The organism is Micromonospora sp. S-DT3-3-22 (genome assembly GCF_015354745.1).
GTDB lineage: Bacteria > Actinomycetota > Actinomycetes > Mycobacteriales > Micromonosporaceae > Micromonospora > Micromonospora wenchangensis.
The window spans coordinates 37,698-57,670 of the sequence record NZ_JACGMO010000035.1; the positions used below are offsets into that span (position 1 = coordinate 37,698).

The window sequence follows — 19,973 nt, forward strand, 5'->3', positions numbered from 1 at the left end:
CCGGTGTCCGGGGGTCAGGCCGGGCAGCTGGTGGCGGGCAGCCCGGTCAGCGGCACCGGGGAACGGCCGGTCGGACGGGCCTTGCCGGCCAGCACCCCGGCGAGCGCGGTCATCGAGGCCCGGCTGGACGAATAGGTAGCCAGCAGGGTCGGCGAGGTCGCCTGCTCCAACACGTACGGGGTGTCCATCGCCACGGTGACCGCCGCGTCGGCGGCGAGATCCTTCGGGCCGTCGCCGTAGCCGACCAGGTGGACCCGGGTGCCGCCCTTGGCCACCACCCGCACGCCCGCGTCGGTCAACGCCGCGGTGAGCGCCGCCCGGGTCCGGTCCCGCCCGTCGGAGGTGGTGACGGTGACCGGGCCGGACACCGCGACGCCGCACTTCCCGCGCAGCTGGGTGACCGCCGCTGCGGCCAGCGCGGTGGCGGCGGCCCGGTGCGGGGCGCTGTCGAGCGTGGACATCGCCGGCGTCGGCCGGTCGGCGAGCCGGAACTTCATGGTCAACACCCGGGTGACCGCCGCCACCAGCCGGTCCCGGGGCAGCGTGCCGTCGCGCAGCGCGGCCAGCAGCCCGTCGTACGCCTGGCCGACGTTCGGGGTCATCAGGATCAGGTCGTTGCCGGCGAGCAGGGCCTTCACCGCCGCCTCGCCCGGCGGGTAGCGCTTGGCCGGCGGCATGTTCATCCCGTCGGTGATCACCACCCCCTGGAAGCCCAGCTCGCCCCGCAGCACGTCGGTGAGCAGCTTGTGGGAGAAGGTGGCCGGGGTGCCCGGGTCCACGGCGGTGACGTCGAGGTGCGCCGACATCACCGCCATCGCCCCGGCGTCGATACCGGCCCGGAACGGCGGGAAGGCGGTGCCGTCCAGCTCGGCCCGGGACTGGCCGACCACCGGGACCTCCTGGTGCGAGTCGGCGGCGCTGAGCCCGTGCCCGGGGAAGTGCTTGACGCTGGCCGCCACCCCGGCGCTCTGCAACCCCTGGACCGCGCCTGCGACCTGCGCGGCGGCCCGCTTCGGGTCGGCGCCGAAGGACCGCGAGCCGATGACCGTGCTGCGGGTGGCCAGGACGTCGGCGACCGGGGCGAAGTCCAGGTTCACCCCCATCGCCGCCAGTTCGGTGCCGGCGGCCTTCCAGGCGGCCTCGGTGCGGGCCGGGTCGTCGGCCGCCCCGGCGGCCAGCGCGCTGGGCAGCGTGGTCACCCCGTCGGTGATCCGGGTGACCACGCCGTACTCCTGGTCGGTGCCGACCAGGAACGGCGCCGGGCCGGCGGCCAGCTTCCCGGCGGCCTCGCGCAGCCCGGCGGTCAGCTTCTTCACCTGCGCCGGGTTGTCGACGTTGGTGGTCGACTGGTTGCCCGAGGTGGGATCGTCGGCGCTGAACCCGACCAGGATCAGCCCGCCCAGCCGGTACTTCGCGATCATCTCGGCCGGGGTGTCGACCCCGGCGAGGGCCTGGTTGCCGGCGGCCGAACCGGGGGTCACCGTCGTCGCCGAGCTGCCGTACGCGTAGGGCATCAGCACCTGGCCCACCAGGTCCTCGTCACCGAGCGTGCCGGCCAGCGCGGCGGCCCGGCCGGCCGGGTCGTCGGCGGCGGACGGGACGACGGTCGCCGTGGCCGTCGGGGTGGCTTCGGGGCGGACCGGCGCGGGAGCCTGCCCCTCCCCCGCACATCCGGAGGCGAGCAGCGCGGTCAGGGCGGTGACGGCGACGCCGGCACGTCGCGGGGAGATCGGCACCCGGCCCATCCAACCCGCGCCGGAGATCAGCGGCAACCCGGCCAGGTCAGGCGGTGGGCACGGCGTGCCCGTCCCCGACCGGGTGTCCGGCTCCCGGGCGTTTCCCGGGCGGGACGCGGCCGGTGCGGGTGAGCGGATTCACCCGGGCCCGACCCGGCGTGCGCCTCGGGTGCGGGACAACTTCTCGACGAGCTCTATGCCTGTCCGTCATAAATATGACGGACAGGCATAGAGCTCTCTGCGGGACCGTGCTTCGGGAGGGCAGCGGTCATGGAGACCGGCGTCGGTGCAGCGCCCGAGGAGGCACCGAGACTGCCGAGGGCCGCCCGCACGGTGAGCGGCGGGGCCGCGGTCAGCCGACCCGGGTCAGCAGGGTCACCGGCGCGCCGTCCCCGGCGTAGCGGTAGGGCTCCAGCTCGGCGTCCCAGGCGGTGCCCATCGCCTTGTCCAGCGCGTGCGCGAGAGCCTCCGGGCGTACCGACGCCATGATGCTGCGCAGCCGGTCCTCGCCGAGCTGGATGTCGCCGGCCGCGCCCACCGCGGCCCGGAACAGGCCCCGGCCGGGCACGTGCATGAAGCGTTCGCCGTCCGCGCCGGTACTGGGTTCCTCGGTCACCTCGAAACGGATCATGGGCCACTGCCTCAGGGCAGCAGCCAGCTCGGCACCCGTCCCCGGCCGACCGGTCCATCCGCACTCGGCCCGGCGGGCGCCGGGATCGACGGGCTGGGCCGTCCAGTGCAGGTTGACCGGCGCGGCGAGGACGCGCGCGATCGCCCACTCGACGTGTGAGCACACGGCGAGCGGGGTCGAGTGGACGTATACGACGCCACGCGTTGGCACGGTGACCTCCCGGAGGGCGAGGTGCGTCTTCCCCTACGACCTCGACACCCGAGTGGCTGTTGCCACACATGATGACTGCTGTGACGGATGGTGCGCCAGGGAATCGGAAAATTCGCCGCCGGGAAATACCCGGACCGGTGACCCGGGTTGTGCACTCCGACGGGCACGGTGAGCTGCCAGGCACCGTGGTCGTGTATATTTCTCTGGGCGGTTCTGTGCCGTCGCACCACTTCGCGGGCCGACGACCCACCCGGGCGTCCGACGACCACCGAGCGTCAGACGACCACCGGGCGTCACCCGCTACAGCCCCCGGACGTTCCCCGTCCTCCCGTACGTCTTGCAAGGAGCATCTCCGTGGCGAGCAACACCTCGAAGACCGCGCGCGCGTCAGTCCGGGCCGGCCAGGCTGGCCAGGGTGGCGCCCTCAGCGTGCTGGGCGAGTTCAAGTACCTCATCCCGCTCAACGGCGGCAAGCACGCCTACGTGCGGAACCTGACCAACGGCAAGACCGCCCACCTGCGTACCGACTCCGACGCCTTCGTCGAGGAGATCCGGACGCTGGCCACCGCCGGTCACGCCGCCAAGATCCGCGCCGAGATCAGCAACCTCGCCGCCACCCACCCCGACCACGGGTGGGACAAGACCGAGAAGCGTCTCGTCGAGGCCGGCGTCTTCGAGGGCTGAGCCCTCCCCCGAGCACATCCGGAACCGCCCGTCGGGTAACCCGGCGGGCGGTTCCGCGTCTGCGCCCACCGGGTCAGGCCCCGTCGTCGAGCAGGGTGACCTCGCCGGTGTCCAGGTCGTACAGGGCGCCGACGACGTCCACCGCACCCGCCGCGACCGGGCCGGCCAGCATGTCGTCGGCGCGCAGCGCCCGCACGGTACGGCGCACGTGCCGGCGTACGGCCAGGGGGTGCACGGCCGGGTCGTGCGGACCCGCCTCGGTCACCGCCGGGGTGATCCGCTCGACCAGGTAGCCCAGGTCACCGTCCGGACGCCGTCCCGTCCGCACGCTCTGCACCGTCGAGGCGACCGCGCCGCACCGTTCGTGCCCCAGCACCATCACCAGGGTCACCCCGAGCTGCGCCACCACGTACTCGATCGAGCCCCGCACGGCCCGGTCGAGCACGTGCCCCCCGGTGCGGATCACGCAGATCGAACCGAAGGTCTGGTCGAAGATCGCCTCCAGCGGCACCCGTGAGTCGATGCAGCCGAGCAGCACCGCGTACGGCTGCTGGTCGCCGGAGGCCACGGCCGCGGCGGCGGTCACGTCGTGCCCGTGCACCGGCCGACCGCTGACGAAGCGCCGGTTGCCGGTGAGCAGCTCGGCCAGCGCCGCCCGGGGGGTGCGGGCGGCACGGGGCGGCCCGGCGGCGACGGGCGGCGGCACGGGGGTCCGGGCGGCCCCGGTGGGCGGACTCGGCATGGCTCCAGCCTGACCGTCGGCCCGGCCGTGTGCGGGCGGGTCGGGAATCTTCTCACCGACACGGTTGGCGTGGTCTGATGTCGGGTAGCCGGTGTTACCGCCGGGTTACGCCGGTGAATGTGTCCCGGGTGCCTGGGAGGTGGCGATGCCGGATCAGTGGGAGTTGCGGCTGCCCGACGGGGTACGCCTGCACGTCGAGGTGACCGGCCCGGCCGGGGCCGAGGTGACAGTGGTCCTGCTGCACGGCTGGACGCTCGACGGCCGGGCCTGGCACCGGCAGCTCACCGACCTGCGCAGCCGCTTCGGCGACCGGGTCCGGGTGGTCACCTACGACGCCCGGGGGCACGGCCGGTCCAGCTGCATGGCGCTGCGCACGGCGACCCTGGCCCAGCTCGGCGACGACCTCGCGGCGGTGCTGGACGAGCTCGACCCGGCCGGGCCGGTGGTGCTCGTCGGGCACTCGATGGGCGGAATGACCGTGATGGAGTACGCCCACCGGCACCCCGCCCACTTCGCCACCCGTACGGCCGGACTGGTCTTCGTCTCCACCACCGCCGAGGGGCACACCCACACCGTGTACGGATTGTCGCCGCGGATCGCCCGGCTGATCCGGCTCGCCGAGACCACCGGGGCGGGGGTGCTGGCCCGGTGCGGCTCCTGGCGGCCACCCCGTCCGCTGCTGCGCGCCCTGGCCCCGAGCATCAGGTGGATGCTGTTCGGCGACCGCTGCTCGGGTGCCGACATCCGGCTGGTCACCTCGGCGGTGGCCCGCGCCTCGCTGCGCTCGATAGGTGGTTTCCGCGCCTCGATCGGGGCCCAGCACCGGCTGGCCACCCTCGCCGCGTTGGCGCACCTGCCGGCGGCGGCGCTGGTCGGGGACCGGGACCGGCTGACCCCGCCGCCGTGCGCCGAGTCGATCGCGGCGGCGTTGCCGGCCACCGAGCTGACGGTCTGCCCCGGGGCCGGGCACATGCTGATGATGGAGCGCCCGGACGAGGTGAACGCCGCCCTCGCCGGGGTGCTCGACCGGGTGCTGTCCGCCGCCCCGGCGGGTCCGCCGCCCGGTCCCCGCCGCCCGGTCGACACCCCGGGCGACCGGGCACCCGCCGGCATCCCGGGCCACCCGGCGTCCGCCGGGCGGACGACGCGCTGAGCCGACGCGCCGCCGCGTCCCGACGGGTCGACCCGTGCGTGGGGGCGTGCGACCACTGCCCCGGGCAGGTCGCGCGGAGGTGGTGGAGGTCGCGGTACGGGTATCGGCCCGCCGTGGGGTCGGCGGCTGCCCGTACCCTCATTCCGCCTGGCGTGCACCCGCGCCCGGCGTCGCCGTCGCACAGGAGCGGTACGTTGACCGACCAGAGCACCCTGGAGCAGGAGATCGCCGCCGAACAACGGCATCTCGACCGGGTGTACGCCCGGCTCGCCGAACTGCGCCGCTCGGCCGCCCGCGCCGAGCGGGACGGCTACCGGCTGGCCCGGGTCGGCAACTTCGGCGCGCTGGTCGAGCGGGATGCGATGGTCTTCCACGCCGCCCAGCGCCGGCACCTGCTCGACGCCGAGCACGAGGGGCTGGTCTTCGGCCGGCTCGACCTGCGCGACCGGCAGGTGCTGCACGTGGGCCGGCTCGGGGTACGGGGCGAGGACGCCGAGACGCTGGTGGTCGACTGGCGGGCCCCGGCCGCCGCCGCCTTCTACCGGGCCACCCCGGCGGAGCCGCTGGGGGTGGTGCGGCGGCGCACGATCAGCTCCTCGGACGAGAAGGTCACCCGGATCGAGGACGACCTGCTCGACCCGGAGGCCGCCCCGCCGGACATGCCGGTGGTGGGCGACGGGGCGCTGCTGGCGACCCTGTCCCGGGCGACCGGCCGGGGGATGCGGGACATCATCGCGACCATCCAGCGGGAGCAGGACGAGGCGATCCGCTCCCCCGGTTCGGGGGTCACGATCGTCTCCGGCGGGCCGGGCACCGGGAAGACGGCGGTGGCCCTGCACCGGGCGGCGTACCTGCTCTATGCCGACCGCAGCCGGTACGCCGGCGGCGGCATCCTGGTGGTGGGCCCGTCGGCGGTCTTCGTGGAGTACATCGCCTCGGTGCTGCCGTCGCTGGGTGAGGAGACCGCCACCCTGCACTCGCTGGGTTCGCTCTTCCCCGGCATGTCGGCGACCCGCACGGACGGGCCCGAGGTGGCGGCGGTGAAGGGGTCGCTGCGGATGCGTCGGGTGCTGGAGCGGGCGGCCCGGGACGCGGTGCCGGACGGCCCGACGGAGTTGCGGCTGCTCTACCGGGGTGCGTTGCTGCGTCTGGAGCGGCGCGAGCTGGACGGCGTCCGGGACCGCGCGTTGCACCGGGGGGCCCGCCGCAACGAGGTCCGTCGGGTCGGCTTCGACGGGGTGCTCGCCGCGCTGTACGCGCAGGCCCGACGGTTGGCCGTCCCCGGCCTGCCCGAGCAGCCCGTCTTCGAGGACGAGATCATCGAGCGGCCGGAGTTCCGGGAGTTCCTCAAGGCGTGGTGGCCCCGGCTGCATCCCCGGCACGTGCTGGGCTGGCTGGCCCGGCCGGAGCGGCTGCACCGGTACGCGGCCGGCGTCCTGTCCCGGGCGGAGATCGGGTTGCTGGTCGGGGCGTACCGGTCGCTGGACACCGAGGGGCTGACGGTGGCCGACATCGCCCTGCTCGACGAGCTGGACGCGCTGCTGGGGCAGCCGGTCCGCCCGAAGAAGGCCCGCCGGGACCCGTTCCAGCTCGCCGGCGGGGTCCGGGAGCTGAGCACCTTCGGGGAACGGCAGCGTGCCGCGCGGGCGGCGGCGCGGGAGCGGCCCGAGGACTACCGGGACTACGCGCACGTGGTGGTCGACGAGTCGCAGGACGTCTCGCCGATGCAGTGGCGGATGATCGGCCGGCGCGGTCGGCTGGCCTCCTGGACGGTGGTGGGTGATCCGGCGCAGACCGCCTGGACGGGTGACCAGGCGGAGCTGGACCGGGCCCGGGACCAGGCGCTGGGCCGGCGGCGGCGGCACCGGTTCACGCTGTCCACCAACTACCGCAACTCGGCCGAGATCTTCGCGGTGGCGGCGGCGGAGATCCGCCGGCTCTATCCGGACCTGGAGTTGCCGAGCGCGGTGCGCTCGACCGGGGTGGACCCGGTGGCGTTGCACGTGCCGGCGGCGGAGCTGGCCCGCGCGACGGCCGACGCGGTGGACGCGTTGCTGGCCGAGGTGGCGGGGACGGTCGGCGTGATCACGCCGGTGCCCCGCCGGGACGAGGTCGCCGGCTGGTTGGGCGGCCGGGGCGGGGCCCGGCTCCAGGTGGTGACCAGCCTCCAGGCCAAGGGCATGGAGTACGACGGGGTGGTGCTGGTCTGCCCCGGCGAGATCCGGGCCGATCCGGGCTCCGGGGTACGGACGCTCTACGTGGCGTTGTCCCGGGCGACCCAGCGCCTCACCACCGTCGAACCGACCGGCTGACCGACCGGCACCCGGCCTACCTGGCCGAACGTCCGACCGTCACTTGCATACATAGCGATGTGAGCATAGATTGGATCCGGTCCGCAGCGGCGACGGAAGGTGTGGACGTGGGCGCAGGTCATGACCACAGCGCGACGGTGAGCAACGCCGCGCACCGGCACCGGGGTCGGCTCTGGGCGGCGTTCGGGCTGCTCACCGTACTCATGGTGGTCGAGGCGGTCGCCGCCTTCGGCACCGGTTCACTGGCCCTGCTCTCCGACGCCGGGCACATGTTCACCGACGTGCTCGGCATCGGGATGGCCCTGGCCGCGATCACCGCCACCCGGCGGGCCGCACGGGACCCGCAGCGCACCTTCGGCCTCTACCGGCTGGAGGTGCTCGCCGCCCTGGCCAACGCCGTCCTGCTCAGCGGGGTCGCGGTCTACGTGCTGATCGAGGCGGTCCGCCGGTTCGGCGAGCCACCCGAGGTGCTGGCCGGCCCGATGCTGGTGGTGGCGGTGCTCGGCCTGCTCGCCAACATCGTCGCGTTCGGCCTGCTGCGGGAGGGCGCCCAGGAGAGCATCAACCTGCGCGGGGCGTACCTGGAGGTGCTGGGCGACCTGCTCGGCTCGATCGGCGTGATCGTGGCGGCGCTGCTGATCGCCGGCACCGGCTGGTGGTGGGCCGACCCGCTGGTCGCCGTGGCGATCGGCGTGTTCATCCTGCCCCGCACCTGGCGGCTCGGCCGGGCGGCGGTACGCATCCTGGTGCAGGCCGCCCCGGAGCACCTGCCGGTGACCGCCGTGCACGACCGGCTGACCGCCGTGCCCGGTGTCGCCGAGGTGCACGACCTGCACGTCTGGACGCTCACCTCGGGCATGGACGTCGCCTCGGCCCACCTCACCCTGGCCGGTGACGCCGAGGTCGGCACGGTGCTGGCGGCTGCCCGGGGCGCCCTGCGGGAGGACTTCCACATCGAGCACGCCACCCTCCAGGTCGAGCCCGGGGCGACCCCCGGTGCCTGCGGCCCCGCCCACTGGTGACCCCCACCCCGGCCCGGACGGTCAGCCACTGCGGGTACTCCCGCACAGAGATCATGGGAATTTGCGCCGTTTGCACCTTTTAAGGGTATTCACTCTCGTACCCTCAGTCACGAGGTAGGCAGGTGTCACACGCGTACCGGTAGGCTCGGCCCCGGCCTCCGCCAGGCGGAGGCCGCCGCCTAATCGCCCGCCCGGGCGAACCGGGGAACCACGTTCCTGGGGTGCATCCGCGTCAGCGGTAGGGATCTTCCGTCCCGAACCCGTCAGCTAACCCGGTCGGCGGCTGACGGAAGGACATCCGCATGCACGTACGCACCACCACGCGGCTGCTGGCCGCGGTCGTCACGGCGCTGGCCCTGGGCGTGTCGGCCGCACCGTTCACCCCGGCCGTCGCCGCGCCCACCACCCGGCTCGCCGCCCCCGGCGACGACGACGAGGGCGGCACCCCGGCGCTGCGCGACCAGCTCGACGCGGCCAGCAAGGGCTGGCTGGAGGCCAAGGCCGCCCTGGAGCGTTCCACCAAGCGCCAGCAGGAACTCGACGGGCAGCTCAAGACCATCGAGTCGCAGTTGGTCACGCAGACCGCCAAGGTCGGCGAGATCGCCGGCGCGGCCTACCGCACCGGCCGGCTCGGACCGATGTCCGCCCTGCTCAACAGCAACACCCCGAGCGGCTTCCTGGACCGCGCGGCAGCGCTGGAGACGGTCGCCACCCGGGAGGACCAGGAACTGCGCACGATGATCGAGACCCGGGACCAGGCCACCCGGACCCGGGCCGCGGTCAGCCGGGAGATCACCGAACAGCGCAAGCAGGTCGCCACCATGGGCAAGCGCAAGGAGCAGGCCGAACGGGCGTTGGCGGTGGCCGCCGCCGACAAGCCGGCCCCCACCTCCCGCGACTCCGGCAGCTCGGACGGCACCTCCACCAGCAACGCCAAGGGGGCACCCCGCAACTCCGACGGCTCCTGGCCGTCCGAGTCGTGCAGCGTCAACGACCCGACGCCGGCCAACGGCTGCATCACCCCGCGTACGCTCAACGCCCTGAACCAGGCCAAGGCGGCCGGATTCACCAGGTACGTCTCCTGCTACCGGCCCAGCGGTTCCGGGGAACACCCCAAGGGCCGGGCGTGCGACTTCGCCGCCCAGAAGAACGGCTTCGGCGGGGTGGCCAGTGGCGGCGACCGGACGTACGGCAACAACCTCGCCGCGTACTTCATCCGCAACGCCGACCGGCTCGGCGTGCTCTACGTGATCTGGTTCAAGCGGATCTGGCTGCCGAGCAGCGGGTGGAAGGCGTACAGCGGGGGCAACGGGGACCCGTCCAGCGACCACACCAACCACGTGCACCTGTCGATGATCTGAGCCCGCCCGGTGGCCCGTCAGACCCGGGCGGGCCACCGACGCGAGCGTCAGGCGGGTCCCGGTGGTGGTCAGCCGGCGGCGGGCGGGTCGCCGGCCCGGCCGTCCAGGACCGCGCCGAGGCGGCTGGCCAGCCCCAGGTGGGCGGCGCGGGCCTGCCGGAAGGCGTAGCCGAACAGCGGCGCCGGTGCGGCGAGGGTGATCTCCACGTCGATCCGCAGCAGGTCACCCTCCATCCGCAGCCGGGTGTGGTTGCGTACGGTGGTGCCGGGCTGCTGGCGGGCCACCGTCACGATCTCGTCGTCGCCGGCCAGCAGGACGTCGGCCTGGTAGGTGACGGGGAACCGCAGCGGCCCCAGCTCCAGCCGGTCGGTGATCGCGTAGCTGGCCAGGGCACCCGGCCGGGCGGGCAGCCGGCGCACCCGGACGATCAGCGGATGCAGCTCCTCCTGCCGGGACAGGTCGCTCAGCAGCGCCATCGCGTCCGCCGGTGAGCAGCGCGCCTGCACCGTGTAGCTGAAGCTCTCCCGCCGGACCACCGGGCCTCCTGACCGTCGTCGGTCGCACGATCGTGCCGCACCGGGGACGGACTGGCAACGTCCCTGGCCGGACGGCACGGAAGCCGACGGTGACCCGGTCAGGCGCCGGGCAGCACCTCCGGGGTGGCGGCACCGGCGAAGTACGGCTCCGGGGCACCGAAGAGACCGAGCAGGCCGGTCACCCAGAGCTGCCGGTGCACGAACCGGCTCGGTTCGGTGACGATGAGTTTGACGCCGCTGACCTCGGCGGTCTGGAAGCCGGCGACCATGGCGCTGATCCCGACGGAGTCGATGAAGGTGACGAGTCGCATGTTCAGCTCGATCCGCGCGGGCCGGCCCTTGGCCAGCACCTCGGCGATCGCCTCACGTACCTCGTAGGCGGTGTCGACGTCGATCTCACCACGGGGGGCGATCTCGATGACACCGGCCGGCAGGACCGACTTCACGATCGACAGGCTCACGCGAGCACCTCCACTCGCCCGTCCCCGGGCGCCTCATCAGTACGCGGGCCGCGACCGAGAGTATTCCTCCGATGGCCTCGGTCGCCACCCCTCGGGATGAGCAATTCGCGGATCCGGACGGACCGGACCGTCCCTCTCCACACCGTTGCTGGTCCTGTTCTCTCCGACGAACGGCTCAGCTCGACCGTTCCAACCGTCCCAGAGTAGCGGCCCCGGTCCATCGGTACCCGGATGCGGTGGGCCGGGCGAGCCCCGGCGCGGCCCGCCGACTCCCCCGGTGCAGGTTGTGACAGGTGCCTACCGTGGGCGAGAGATGGGTCACCACGATCGAGGAGACGGATCGATGCTCAAGAGACTGCTCGGCCTGGCCGGGGTCGGCGCGCTACTCGCTCTCGTACTGGCCTGCGGCTTCGGCGGCGGGGACGACGACGATGACGACGACGGGGACGATTTCGCCCGCGCCACGTCCGTGGTCGTGGTCCGCTGAGCGGTGGCGGTCTCCCCGGCGCACCGGGTTTGCGACCCGGCCGGGCGGGGCACTGCTCGGATACCGGCCGGGCGACCGGTCGGCGCGAGGACCGTCCCGCGGCACAGAGACGACGTCCGAAGTGGCCGCAGACTTCGGCATTCGAGGAGGTAACACGATGATCGGCAGCAACCTTCTGGAGCGCCGCAGCAAGCCCGAGCGGATCGCCGACCAGGCCTGGCACCACCTGCTCTCGGCGGTGGACTCCGCCGGTGACAGCGTCCGGGACGCCGCCCGGTCGGTCCGGGACTCGGGGCTGTCCGACGCCGGCGACCTGGTCGGCTCGACCGCCGACGAGGCCCGCCGTCGGGCGACGCTCGCCTTCGACGCGCTCGCCGGCCGGCGTCCGGCCCTGCCCTGGACCCTGCTGATCGGCGCGGCGCTGGTCGGCGCGGCGATCGGCTGGGCCGCCGGCACCGCCGCGCGGGCCGCCGGCAGCGGGGGTGACCGGGCCGTCGACGACATCGAGTTCGTCGACGTGGACCGGCCGAACTCCCCCGTCGGGCTGGACGACTGACCGTCCCACGGCACGCACAGGCCCCGGTCGCGCTCCTCAGCGTCGACCGGGGCCTTCGCCGTCTCTTGATCCACTCCGTTGGGGCGATGTTGCGGTAAGGATCCGTGGTTGATGCCGCAACTTCGCCCCCACTGAGTCGATCACCCACAGGCCGGACGTGCCGCCGGCTCCCCGATCGGGGGAGCCGGCGGGTGTCGGATAGTTGTCAGCGGCTGGTGCAGGTCACCGTCGGGACGGCGTTGGTGCCGGTCACGTTGGCGGTGAAGCCGATGCTGGTGCTCGCGCCGGCGCCGAGCGCACCGTTCCACCCGGCGTCCCGGACCGAGACGTTCGCCCCGGTCTGGGTGAAGGTGCCGCCCCAGAGCGAGTTGACCGTCTGACCGTTGCCGAACGTCCAGTTCACCGTCCAGCCGGCGATCGCGCTGGTGCCGGCGTTGCGGACCGTCACCTCACCCTGGAAGCCACCCGGCCACGACCCGGTCACCTTGTACGTCGCCGCGCACCCGCCGGTGGGCGGCGGAGTCGTCGGCGGCGGCGTGGTGGGCGGAGGCGTCGTAGGCGGAGGCGTGGTGGGTGGCGGCGTGGTGGGTGGCGGGGTCGTCGGCGGCGGCGTGGTCGGGTTGGGGGTGGTCGGCGTCGGGGTGGGGGTGCCGCCGAGCCGGTCGGCGACCAGGATGCCCCGGCCGTTGGTGCCCAGGTAGACCCGGCCGTAGACCCGGGGGTCACCGGTCAGCGCCTCGCCCGCGTTGCCGTACTGGTGCTGGTCGTCGTTGATCCGCACCCAGGCCGCGCCGGTGTTGTCGGAGCGGTAGACACCGCTCTTGCCGTCGACGGTGCCGAAGGTGAACACCGCCGGGTACGTCTGCCCGGGGGCCGCCTTGCCGAAGCCGACGTTCACCGCCGAGGACACCCCGGCCAGCTTGGTGAAGCTGGCCCCGGAGTCGGTGGAGCGCCACAGCCCGCCCTCGCCGGCCAGCCAGATGTCGCCCTCCTTGCCGGGCACCGCCTTGTACTTGACCGTGCCGGTGGTCGGCAGGCCGGTGGCGGCGGACGCGGTGAAGCTGGCCCCGCCGTTGGTGCTGACGTAGAACTTGCCGCCGCTGAAACCGTAGAACTTGTTCTTGTTGACCCGGTCGGACTCGACCACCGCGTTGGCCGGGATGCCGGTGGCGGCGGTCCACGAGTTGCCGAACCCGACCGAGCGGATCACCTGCTGCCCGGCGTCACCCGGGGCCCAGACGAACTGGCTGCCGTCGGCGGCGGCGGCGACCGTGCCGCCGTTGTTGACCCCGCCCGGCTCGCTGCCCTGGAACCAGTTCGCCCCGCCGTCGGTGGAGAACGCGACGTGGCTGTCGTTGGGGCGGTCGGCGTCGGTGAAGTTGCCGGCCCGGACCATCGTCGCCGGGTTCGCCTCGGCGTAGTCGAGGCTGGTGGTGCTGGTGAAGACCGGCTGCGTGAACAGCATCGGCGGCACCGCGTTCAGGTCGGTGTGCCGGAACCCGCCGATGTCACCGAGCCCGCTGACCAGCGGCGCCCCGGTGGGCGGGCTGATCAGGTCCAGCACGGCGGTCTCCTCCAGGCCCTTGACCATCGGCTTGATGGTGAGCTTGCCGCCGGTGTCCCACTTGGTGAGGTCGGTGCTGCCGTAGATGGTCGCGCCGGTGCCGTACATGAAGCGGTTGGAGTCGAACGGGTCGATCTCCACCGACTCGTTCATCCAGCCCAGCTTCGGGGACTCCTCCGGCGGGGCCGGGTTGGCCCCGAAGGTCAGCCACGGCACCGAGCTGATGTCCATCGTGAACTTCTTGGTGCGCTCCGGGTAGCTGCCGAACTCCCAGATCCGGGTCCAGGTCGCGCCGCCGTCGGTGCTGCGGAAGAAGATCGCGTCCGGCCACCAGGAGATCTGGGTGGCGACCATGAGGGTGTTCGGCTTCTGCCGGTCGATGGTCAGCCCCGAGTAGCCGAAGTAGGCGTCGCTGCTGGACGACGGGATCGGGCTGATCTGCGTCCACGCGCCGGTGGCCCGGTTGAACTTCCACACGTCACCCTTGCCCCCGTCGTACGGGCCGCCGGTGTCGCTGGTGGCGATGTAGAGGAAGCCGCCGACCGGGTCGACCACGCCCTTGTGGGCCAGGTAGCCGGTGGGCTGGCCGGCGATCCGCTCCCAGCTCGTGCCACCGTTCGTCGAGCGGTACACCGGGTTCGCCTTGTCCGCCACGCCGACGTAGATGGTCTGCGTGGCGTTGCCCGCCGTACCGGTGCTCTTGTCGAAGGTGACCCAGGTCAGACCCTGGTTCTGGCTCTGGTAGCCGGTGGTGTCGTTGGGGTCGGCCCGGTAGTTGCCGACGTTCGGGAAGTTCGCCACCCTGGCCCAGGTGACCCCGTAGTCGGTGCTGCGCCACAGGCCGTTGCCGCCCTCGGCACCGTAGTACAGGATGCTGTTCTTGTTGGGGTCGACGGCGAGCCGCTCCCCCATGCCCCGGCCGGGCATGTTGCCGCCGTTCTTGAACGGCAGCGCGGTGGCCTGCCAGGTGGCGCCCTTGTCCGACGAGCGCAGGATCGCGCCGTTGTTCGGGTCCCAGTCGTTGGTGTACATGCCGACGGCCGCGTACACCCGGTTGGTCTGCACCGGGTCGGTGGCCAGGCTGACCACGCCGTTGTAGCCCCACTTGTCCGCGCCGACCCAGTCGAGCAGCGGCGTCCAGGACTGGCTGGCCTGCTCCCACCGGTACGCGCCGCCGATGTCGGTACGCGCGTAGATCAGGTTCTTCTCGGTCTGGTTGAAGATGATGCCGGGGACGAAGCCGCCGCCGTCGATCCGGACGTTCTTCCAGCTGTACGGCTCGGCCGCCGCCGCGGCGGCCGGTGTGGACGGTGCGACGGTGAACTGTACGGCCACGACGGCCGTCGCGGCGGCCAGCACGGTGGTGACCGCGCCGACGAGACTTCTCCGCATCTGCGGTTCCTCTCGGGATGCCAGGGTCAGGGTGCGACGGCCCCGTGGGGGGACGTCGACGGGTGCGAAGAGCTGCCCTGGCTCCCCGCCGGCACGCTTGGCTCCCGCTGCCGAAGAAGAACCCAACAGTAACCGGTACGCCGCCGAATTAGGAAGCGCTCCCAACTAACTCGGCCATCAGAGCCGGTAGATGACGTCCTCGCCGACGATCTCGCGACTGATGCCCAGCCCGTCCACCGGTCGGGCGGCCACGTCCGCCCACGGTGTGCCGGCCGCCCAGCCGGGCAGCAGCACCACCGTGCGCACCCCGACCTGCCGCAGGTACGCCACCGAGGTGGCGTCCGGGAAGGTCATGCTCACCGCCCTGATCCGCTCCTGGGACTGCGGGGTGAACGAGGCGAGCCCGTTGACCACCTTGGGGAACCCGTCGGTCGACCAGAGCATCACGTGCAGTTCCCGGATGCCGTCGCTGGGCAGCACCAGCGCCGGGCCGGTCAGCCCACGCAGCACGGCCGGCTGCTCCGGCGCGGGCACGTGCGGGGTCCGGTTGACCCCCTCCACGCCGACCAGCAGCAGCGGCACCAGGAGCGCCAACCGGGCCAGCCGCCACTGCCGGCCGGCCCGCTTCGGGGCCGGCTCCCGGGTGACCGCCTGCTCGGCCGCCGATCCGGACCACGCCGCCGACCGCAGTGCCGGCCGTGGTCCCGGTGCCGCCTCCGTCGGTGCGGACGCCTCCACCAGCACCGGCGCTCCCGCCGGTCGCAGCGCCGGCACGGCCGGCTCCGACCCGGGTTCCGCGTCCGGGCCCGGCGACTGGTCCCCGGCCGACCCTGCCCCGGGCTCCGCGTCCGGCCCCGGCGGCTGTTCCCCGGCCGGCTCCGACCCCGGGGCCGGCTCCGCGCCGGGGTCGGCCTGCCGCGCCGGCTCGCGCACCGTCAACGCCCCGGCGGCGAGCAGGCCGAGCAGCAGCGTCGTCCACAGCACCAGCCGGCCCGGGGTGCGCACCCCGTCCCAGCCCGGGGCGTGCTCGACGAGCGTCACGTACCCGGGGTCGCCGTCGCCACCGAACGTGGTGCCCGCGGCGAGCGCCACGCTGACCAGCGCCGCGCCGGCCAGCATCAGCCGGTGCCGCAGCCGCCACGCGGAGAAGAACAGCCCGGCCACCGCCAGCGACAGCAGCACCACCCCGGGCAGCAGGGTCATCTCGCCCGGGAACCCGAGCGTGGCGCGCGCCGCCTCGTGCCGCTCCCCCCACAGCCAGGACTCCGGCGGCGCGGTGACGAACCCCCGCCACGGCGGGGAGAACATCTCGATCTGGGCCACCGTCCGCCGGCCCGACGGGTTACGGGCCACCACCTCGAAGTACGGCGCGGCCATCGCCAGGGTCACCCCGGCGAACCCGATCCCCCCGGCCAGGTCGGCCAGGAGCAGGCCGCGCGGCACCACCGGCCGGGTCCGCCGCCGCAACCACACCACGCCGTACGTGACGACCGCGCCGAGGCAGAGCAGACCCAGCACGTACGCGAAGGGCAGGCCGATGCCGAAACCGAGGGTGACCTGCCAGGCGGCGACCGCCCACCCGGCGACCACCCAGCCGGGACGGACCCGGTCGGGCCGGTGGCCGTGCCGCAGCGACCAGCCGTGGCCCCGGGCCAGCATGGCCAACGCGAGGGCGATCCCGCCGATGCTGAGCACGTGCAGGTGCCCGGCCTGGGCGAGCTTCCACGGGGCGTACGCGAAGGACACCCCGGCCACCGCCGCGCCGGCCCGACCGGCCCCCACCTGCCGGGCCAGCGCGTACGCCCCGAACAGGGCGAGGGCGTGGGTCAGCATGTAGAGCAGGTTGTAGCGGATCACGGCGGCCACCGGACCGTCCCCGATCATGCCGAACGGGGCGTACCCGAGCAGGGTGTCCGAGTAGGCGTAGGTGTACGGCTCGGGATAGAACGTGTTGGAGTGCCAGACCTGCAACGGGTTGGTGAGCAGGGCGTGCCCGCCCCAGGCCACCTGCCACGCCTGCAACGTCGGGTCGCCGGTGTCCTGTGGGATCGTGCTCGCCGGATCGCGCAGGGTCGGCCAGGTCAGCACCACGGCCAGCAGCAGCGCGGCGAGCGCCGCCAGGGTCCACTCGTGCCGGGCCACCCGCCACGACACGCCCGCCAACCGGCGACCGAAAACCCGCATCTGATCGACGTCCATCTTTCCACCCCGTCCTTCGCCGTCCGTCAGACTGCCCGAGTCCGATCCGGTTGTCGACACCGCGACCCGCCCGAATTTCGCCACCGGGTCCCCTTCGGCGGTCCGAATCCGATCTGACGACGCCGTGCCGCAGGACCACCCGGGTAGGGTGAGCCGCCCTCACCCGACCCGGCGGGACGGTGGGCGACATGACTGGACCCGACGGACTGATCCGACCCGGGACCCCGGCCCCCGAATTCACCCTGCCGGCCACCCCGGACGGGCGACGGACCGGACCCGCGCAGTTCCGGGGTCGGCCGGTGGTGCTCGCCTTCTACCCCGCCGACTGGTCCCCGGTCTGCGGCGACCAGATGGCGCTCTACCAGGCCGCGATGCCGGAGTTCGAGCGGTACGACGCGGCGGTGCTGGGCATCTCGGTGGACAGCCTCTGGTCGCACCGCGCGTTCGCCGAGGCGAAGGGCGTCCGGTTCCCGCTGCTGTCCGACTTCGAACCCAAGGGCGAGGTGGCGCGGGGCTACGGGGCGTACACGCCGCAGGGGCAGGCCGGCCGGGCCCTGGTGGTGCTCGACCCGGCCGGGGCGGTGGCCTGGAGCTACCTGTCCCCCGCCGAGGTCAACCCCGGCGCCGACGGCATCCTCGACGCGTTGGAACAGCTCGGCACCGAACGGCAGGTGATGACCCGATGAGCACCCCGTTGCAGGTCACCGCCCGACTCCGGGTGCCGGTGACCGAGACCGACCATGTCCGTGGCCCCCTGGACGCCCCGGTCACCCTCGTGCAGTACGGCGACTTCCAGTGCCCGTACTGCGGGGCGGCGTACCCGAACCTGGCCGAGGTGCTGCGGCAGCGGCGGGACACCGTCCGGCTGGTCTACCGGCACTTCCCGATCACCAACCTGCACCCGTACGCCGAACGGGCCGCCGAGGTGGCCGAGGCGGCCGGCCGCCGGGACCGGTTCTGGGAGATGCACGACTGGCTCTACGAACACCAGGACCAACTGGACCCGGTGCACCTGTCGCTCGGCGTGGCGCAGGTGGGGCTCCCGCCGGACGAGATCGACGCCGAGGTCGACCGGCACGCGCACGCCGACCGGGTACGCCACGACTTCACCGGCGGCATCCGCAGCGGCGTCAACGGCACACCCACCCTCTTCGTCGGCGACCACCGCCACGACGGCCCACTCGACCTCCCCACCCTCCTCACCACCGTGGACACCGCCACCCCCTGACCCAGCCCAGCCCCGCCCCGCCTCGCCTCGGTGATCAAGAGGTTTAGGTCAGTTGATCAAGAGGTTTGCGTCAGGTTGAAGATCAATCTTGACGTAAACCTCTTGATCACCGGGGGCAGGCGGGGCGGGGGTGGGGGTTAGAGGAGGTGGAGGTCGCGGGCTCGGCGGACGGCTTCGCGGCGGCGGGTGGCGTCGAGCTTGCGGTAGATGTTGCGGACGTGGGTCTTGACGGTGTTGACCGACAGGGACAGCTCGCTGGCGATCTCCACGTTGGACAGGATGCTCTGCAGGTACCGCAGGATGGTCAGCTCCCGCTCGGTGAGCGGCTCGTCCAGGGGGCGCTCGGGGTCGTCCCGCCGGGGATCGGCCGGCCCGCGCCGGGTGCCGTACGTCCCCTGGCCGGACGGCGGGGCGACGTCCCGCACCAGGTCACTGACCTGCGGCCAGTACGCCGTACCGGAGTCCAGGTGGGCCGCGAGCAGTTCCCGCACCTCCGGTTCGGCCCGGGTGAACACCCGCCGGTGGCCGTGCCGCCCCGCCAGGTCCAGCACCCGTTCCAGCAGCCGCCCGGCCCGGCGCTCGTCACCGGCCCGCCGGGTCAGCAGCGCGTCCAGGACTCCGGCGGCGAGCCGTACCGACAACGGCCAACCAACCGCGCCCGGGGCGTCCCAGTCGGGCAGGGCGTGCCGGGCGGCCCGCAGGTCACCGGCCCGCAACTCCACCCGGGCCAGCGCCAACGCCAGCACCGGCACCGGGTCCGGCCCGTGCGCCCGCTCGCCGAGCAGCCGCCGGGCCGTGTCCACGTCACCTTGCTCGCCGCGCAGGTCCGCTTCCAGCGCCAGCAACCGGTCAGCCAGCTCCCCGGCACCGCTGGTGGTCAGTTCGTCGCGGGCGCGTTGCACCGCTGCCATGGCCGCCGCCGGCTCGCCCGCGTCCCGGAGCAGGGCCGCCCGGCACAGCGCCGCCACCGCCCCGGCCAGGGTCGTCCCGGTCACCGCGCCGGCCGCCGCCAGCTCGGCGGTCGCCTCGGCGGGCTGGTCGCGCAGTACCGCCACCAGCGCCAGTGCCAGGTGTGCGTGGCCGCAGTCGACCCGCCCCGACCAGCCCTGGCAGGGGGGCATGGCCAGGGCCGCCCGCGCGGTCTCCTCGGCCGGCGACAGCTCACCGGCGAGGGCGAGCAACAGCGCCGCCCGGCTCGCGCCGACCAGTTCGGTCCGGGGTCGGCCGACCCGCCGGGCCGCCGCCAGCGCGGCACGGAACCACGCTGCGGCCCGGCCCAACTCCCCCTCGGCGAGGTCGGTCAGGCCGAGCGCGGTGCCGGCCACCGCCCGGACATCCGCGTCGTCCTCGCCGGTCCGTGGATCATCCCCGGTCACCACATCTTCGCCGGTCACAAGGTCGGCACCGGTCGGCGGGCCGAGCACGTCGGTGCCGGCGGGCGGATCAGGAGGAACCGGGGCGACGGAAGCCGCACCGGTGGCCAGCCCCGAACCGGCAGGCGGCACCGAACCGGTGGCGAGCAGGCGGGCGGCGGCAGCGCGTACCGTCGCGGGGTCGCCGGACAGCCGGGCCAGGGTGAGTTCCAGTGCCACGGCCAGCCGCCGGAACCGGTCCCGGCGGGGGGCCGGCAGCGTGCGGGCGGCCTGCACCGCGTCCCGCAGGCGGGCGGTCGCCGCCGCCACGTCCCCCGCGTACGCCC

The 19,973-nt window shown here is 73.7% G+C and carries 16 protein-coding genes, 1 pseudogene and 1 riboswitch; of the genes and pseudogenes, 9 read left to right on the forward strand and 8 right to left on the reverse strand.

Annotation, left to right across the window (positions count from 1 at the left end; translation table 11 throughout):
* Positions 1-14: 14 nt before the first annotated feature.
* Both H1A17_RS13015 and H1A17_RS13020 read right to left on the reverse strand, forming a co-directional pair.
* Complete coding sequence (locus H1A17_RS13015) at positions 15-1,745, reverse strand: glycoside hydrolase family 3 protein (RefSeq protein WP_194821966.1); 1,731 nt, start codon at positions 1,743-1,745, stop codon at positions 15-17.
* A gap of 343 nt (positions 1,746-2,088) precedes the next feature.
* On the reverse strand, positions 2,089-2,577 hold the full coding sequence (locus H1A17_RS13020; RefSeq protein ID WP_088647746.1) for a DUF3145 domain-containing protein: 489 nt from the start codon (positions 2,575-2,577) through the stop codon (positions 2,089-2,091).
* 354 nt (positions 2,578-2,931) lie between these two features.
* On the opposite strand from H1A17_RS13020, the gene H1A17_RS13025 reads away from it, so the two are divergent.
* Positions 2,932-3,261, forward strand: coding sequence for a hypothetical protein (locus H1A17_RS13025; protein WP_088647745.1), 330 nt, complete (start codon positions 2,932-2,934; stop codon positions 3,259-3,261).
* Positions 3,262-3,334: 73 nt separating this feature from the next.
* Here H1A17_RS13025 and H1A17_RS13030 read toward each other — a convergent pair whose 3' ends face one another.
* Complete coding sequence (locus H1A17_RS13030) at positions 3,335-4,003, reverse strand: carbonic anhydrase (RefSeq protein WP_194821958.1); 669 nt, start codon at positions 4,001-4,003, stop codon at positions 3,335-3,337.
* Positions 4,004-4,148: 145 nt separating this feature from the next.
* Here H1A17_RS13030 and H1A17_RS13035 point away from each other — a divergent pair.
* The 4 genes and pseudogenes from H1A17_RS13035 to H1A17_RS13050 all read left to right on the forward strand — a co-directional run.
* Positions 4,149-5,060, forward strand: a pseudogene (locus tag H1A17_RS13035) (alpha/beta fold hydrolase); the annotation flags it as partial.
* A gap of 290 nt (positions 5,061-5,350) precedes the next feature.
* Entirely contained in the window at positions 5,351-7,468 is a 2,118-nt protein-coding gene (locus H1A17_RS13040) for an AAA family ATPase (RefSeq protein ID WP_145921173.1), read from the forward strand.
* A gap of 107 nt (positions 7,469-7,575) precedes the next feature.
* The gene (locus H1A17_RS13045) at positions 7,576-8,490 is read left to right on the forward strand and encodes a cation diffusion facilitator family transporter (RefSeq protein ID WP_145921174.1); all 915 of its coding nucleotides are present in this window, start codon (positions 7,576-7,578) and stop codon (positions 8,488-8,490) included.
* A 166-nt stretch (positions 8,491-8,656) separates the two neighbouring features.
* Positions 8,657-8,788, forward strand: a riboswitch (cyclic di-AMP (ydaO/yuaA leader).
* A gap of 4 nt (positions 8,789-8,792) precedes the next feature.
* Complete coding sequence (locus H1A17_RS13050; RefSeq protein ID WP_194821960.1) at positions 8,793-9,851, forward strand: hypothetical protein; 1,059 nt, start codon at positions 8,793-8,795, stop codon at positions 9,849-9,851.
* Positions 9,852-9,919: 68 nt separating this feature from the next.
* Here H1A17_RS13050 and H1A17_RS13055 read toward each other — a convergent pair whose 3' ends face one another.
* Complete coding sequence (locus tag H1A17_RS13055) at positions 9,920-10,387, reverse strand: SRPBCC family protein (protein WP_145921176.1); 468 nt, start codon at positions 10,385-10,387, stop codon at positions 9,920-9,922.
* A gap of 98 nt (positions 10,388-10,485) precedes the next feature.
* The gene (locus H1A17_RS13060) at positions 10,486-10,848 is read right to left on the reverse strand and encodes an STAS domain-containing protein (RefSeq protein ID WP_067309377.1); all 363 of its coding nucleotides are present in this window, start codon (positions 10,846-10,848) and stop codon (positions 10,486-10,488) included.
* A gap of 343 nt (positions 10,849-11,191) precedes the next feature.
* Here H1A17_RS13060 and H1A17_RS13065 point away from each other — a divergent pair, with 343 nt between their 5' ends.
* Together H1A17_RS13065 and H1A17_RS13070 are read left to right on the forward strand one after the other, a co-directional pair.
* A complete protein-coding gene (locus H1A17_RS13065) occupies positions 11,192-11,335 on the forward strand; it encodes a hypothetical protein (RefSeq protein ID WP_158224263.1) in 144 nt (47 codons plus the stop codon).
* A 157-nt stretch (positions 11,336-11,492) separates the two neighbouring features.
* Complete coding sequence (locus tag H1A17_RS13070) at positions 11,493-11,891, forward strand: hypothetical protein (RefSeq protein ID WP_145921177.1); 399 nt, start codon at positions 11,493-11,495, stop codon at positions 11,889-11,891.
* Positions 11,892-12,096: 205 nt separating this feature from the next.
* Here the strand turns inward: H1A17_RS13070 and H1A17_RS13075 are convergent, their stop codons facing one another.
* On the reverse strand, positions 12,097-14,847 hold the full coding sequence (locus tag H1A17_RS13075; protein WP_194821961.1) for a cellulose-binding domain-containing protein: 2,751 nt from the start codon (positions 14,845-14,847) through the stop codon (positions 12,097-12,099).
* A gap of 177 nt (positions 14,848-15,024) precedes the next feature.
* Positions 15,025-17,046, reverse strand: a complete 2,022-nt coding sequence (locus H1A17_RS13080; RefSeq protein WP_194821962.1) for a hypothetical protein — start codon at positions 17,044-17,046, stop codon at positions 15,025-15,027.
* A gap of 188 nt (positions 17,047-17,234) precedes the next feature.
* Between H1A17_RS13080 and H1A17_RS13085 the strand changes: the two genes are divergently transcribed.
* Positions 17,235-17,732, forward strand: a complete 498-nt coding sequence (locus tag H1A17_RS13085) for a redoxin domain-containing protein (RefSeq protein ID WP_145921179.1) — start codon at positions 17,235-17,237, stop codon at positions 17,730-17,732.
* Positions 17,729-18,274, forward strand: coding sequence for a DsbA family protein (locus tag H1A17_RS13090; RefSeq protein WP_145921180.1), 546 nt, complete (start codon positions 17,729-17,731; stop codon positions 18,272-18,274). The genes H1A17_RS13085 and H1A17_RS13090 overlap by 4 nt, the downstream gene beginning before the upstream one ends.
* A 137-nt stretch (positions 18,275-18,411) precedes the next feature.
* Here H1A17_RS13090 and H1A17_RS13095 read toward each other — a convergent pair.
* On the reverse strand, positions 18,412-19,973 hold a 1,562-nt coding region (locus tag H1A17_RS13095; RefSeq protein ID WP_194821963.1), incomplete at its 5' end, for a LuxR C-terminal-related transcriptional regulator.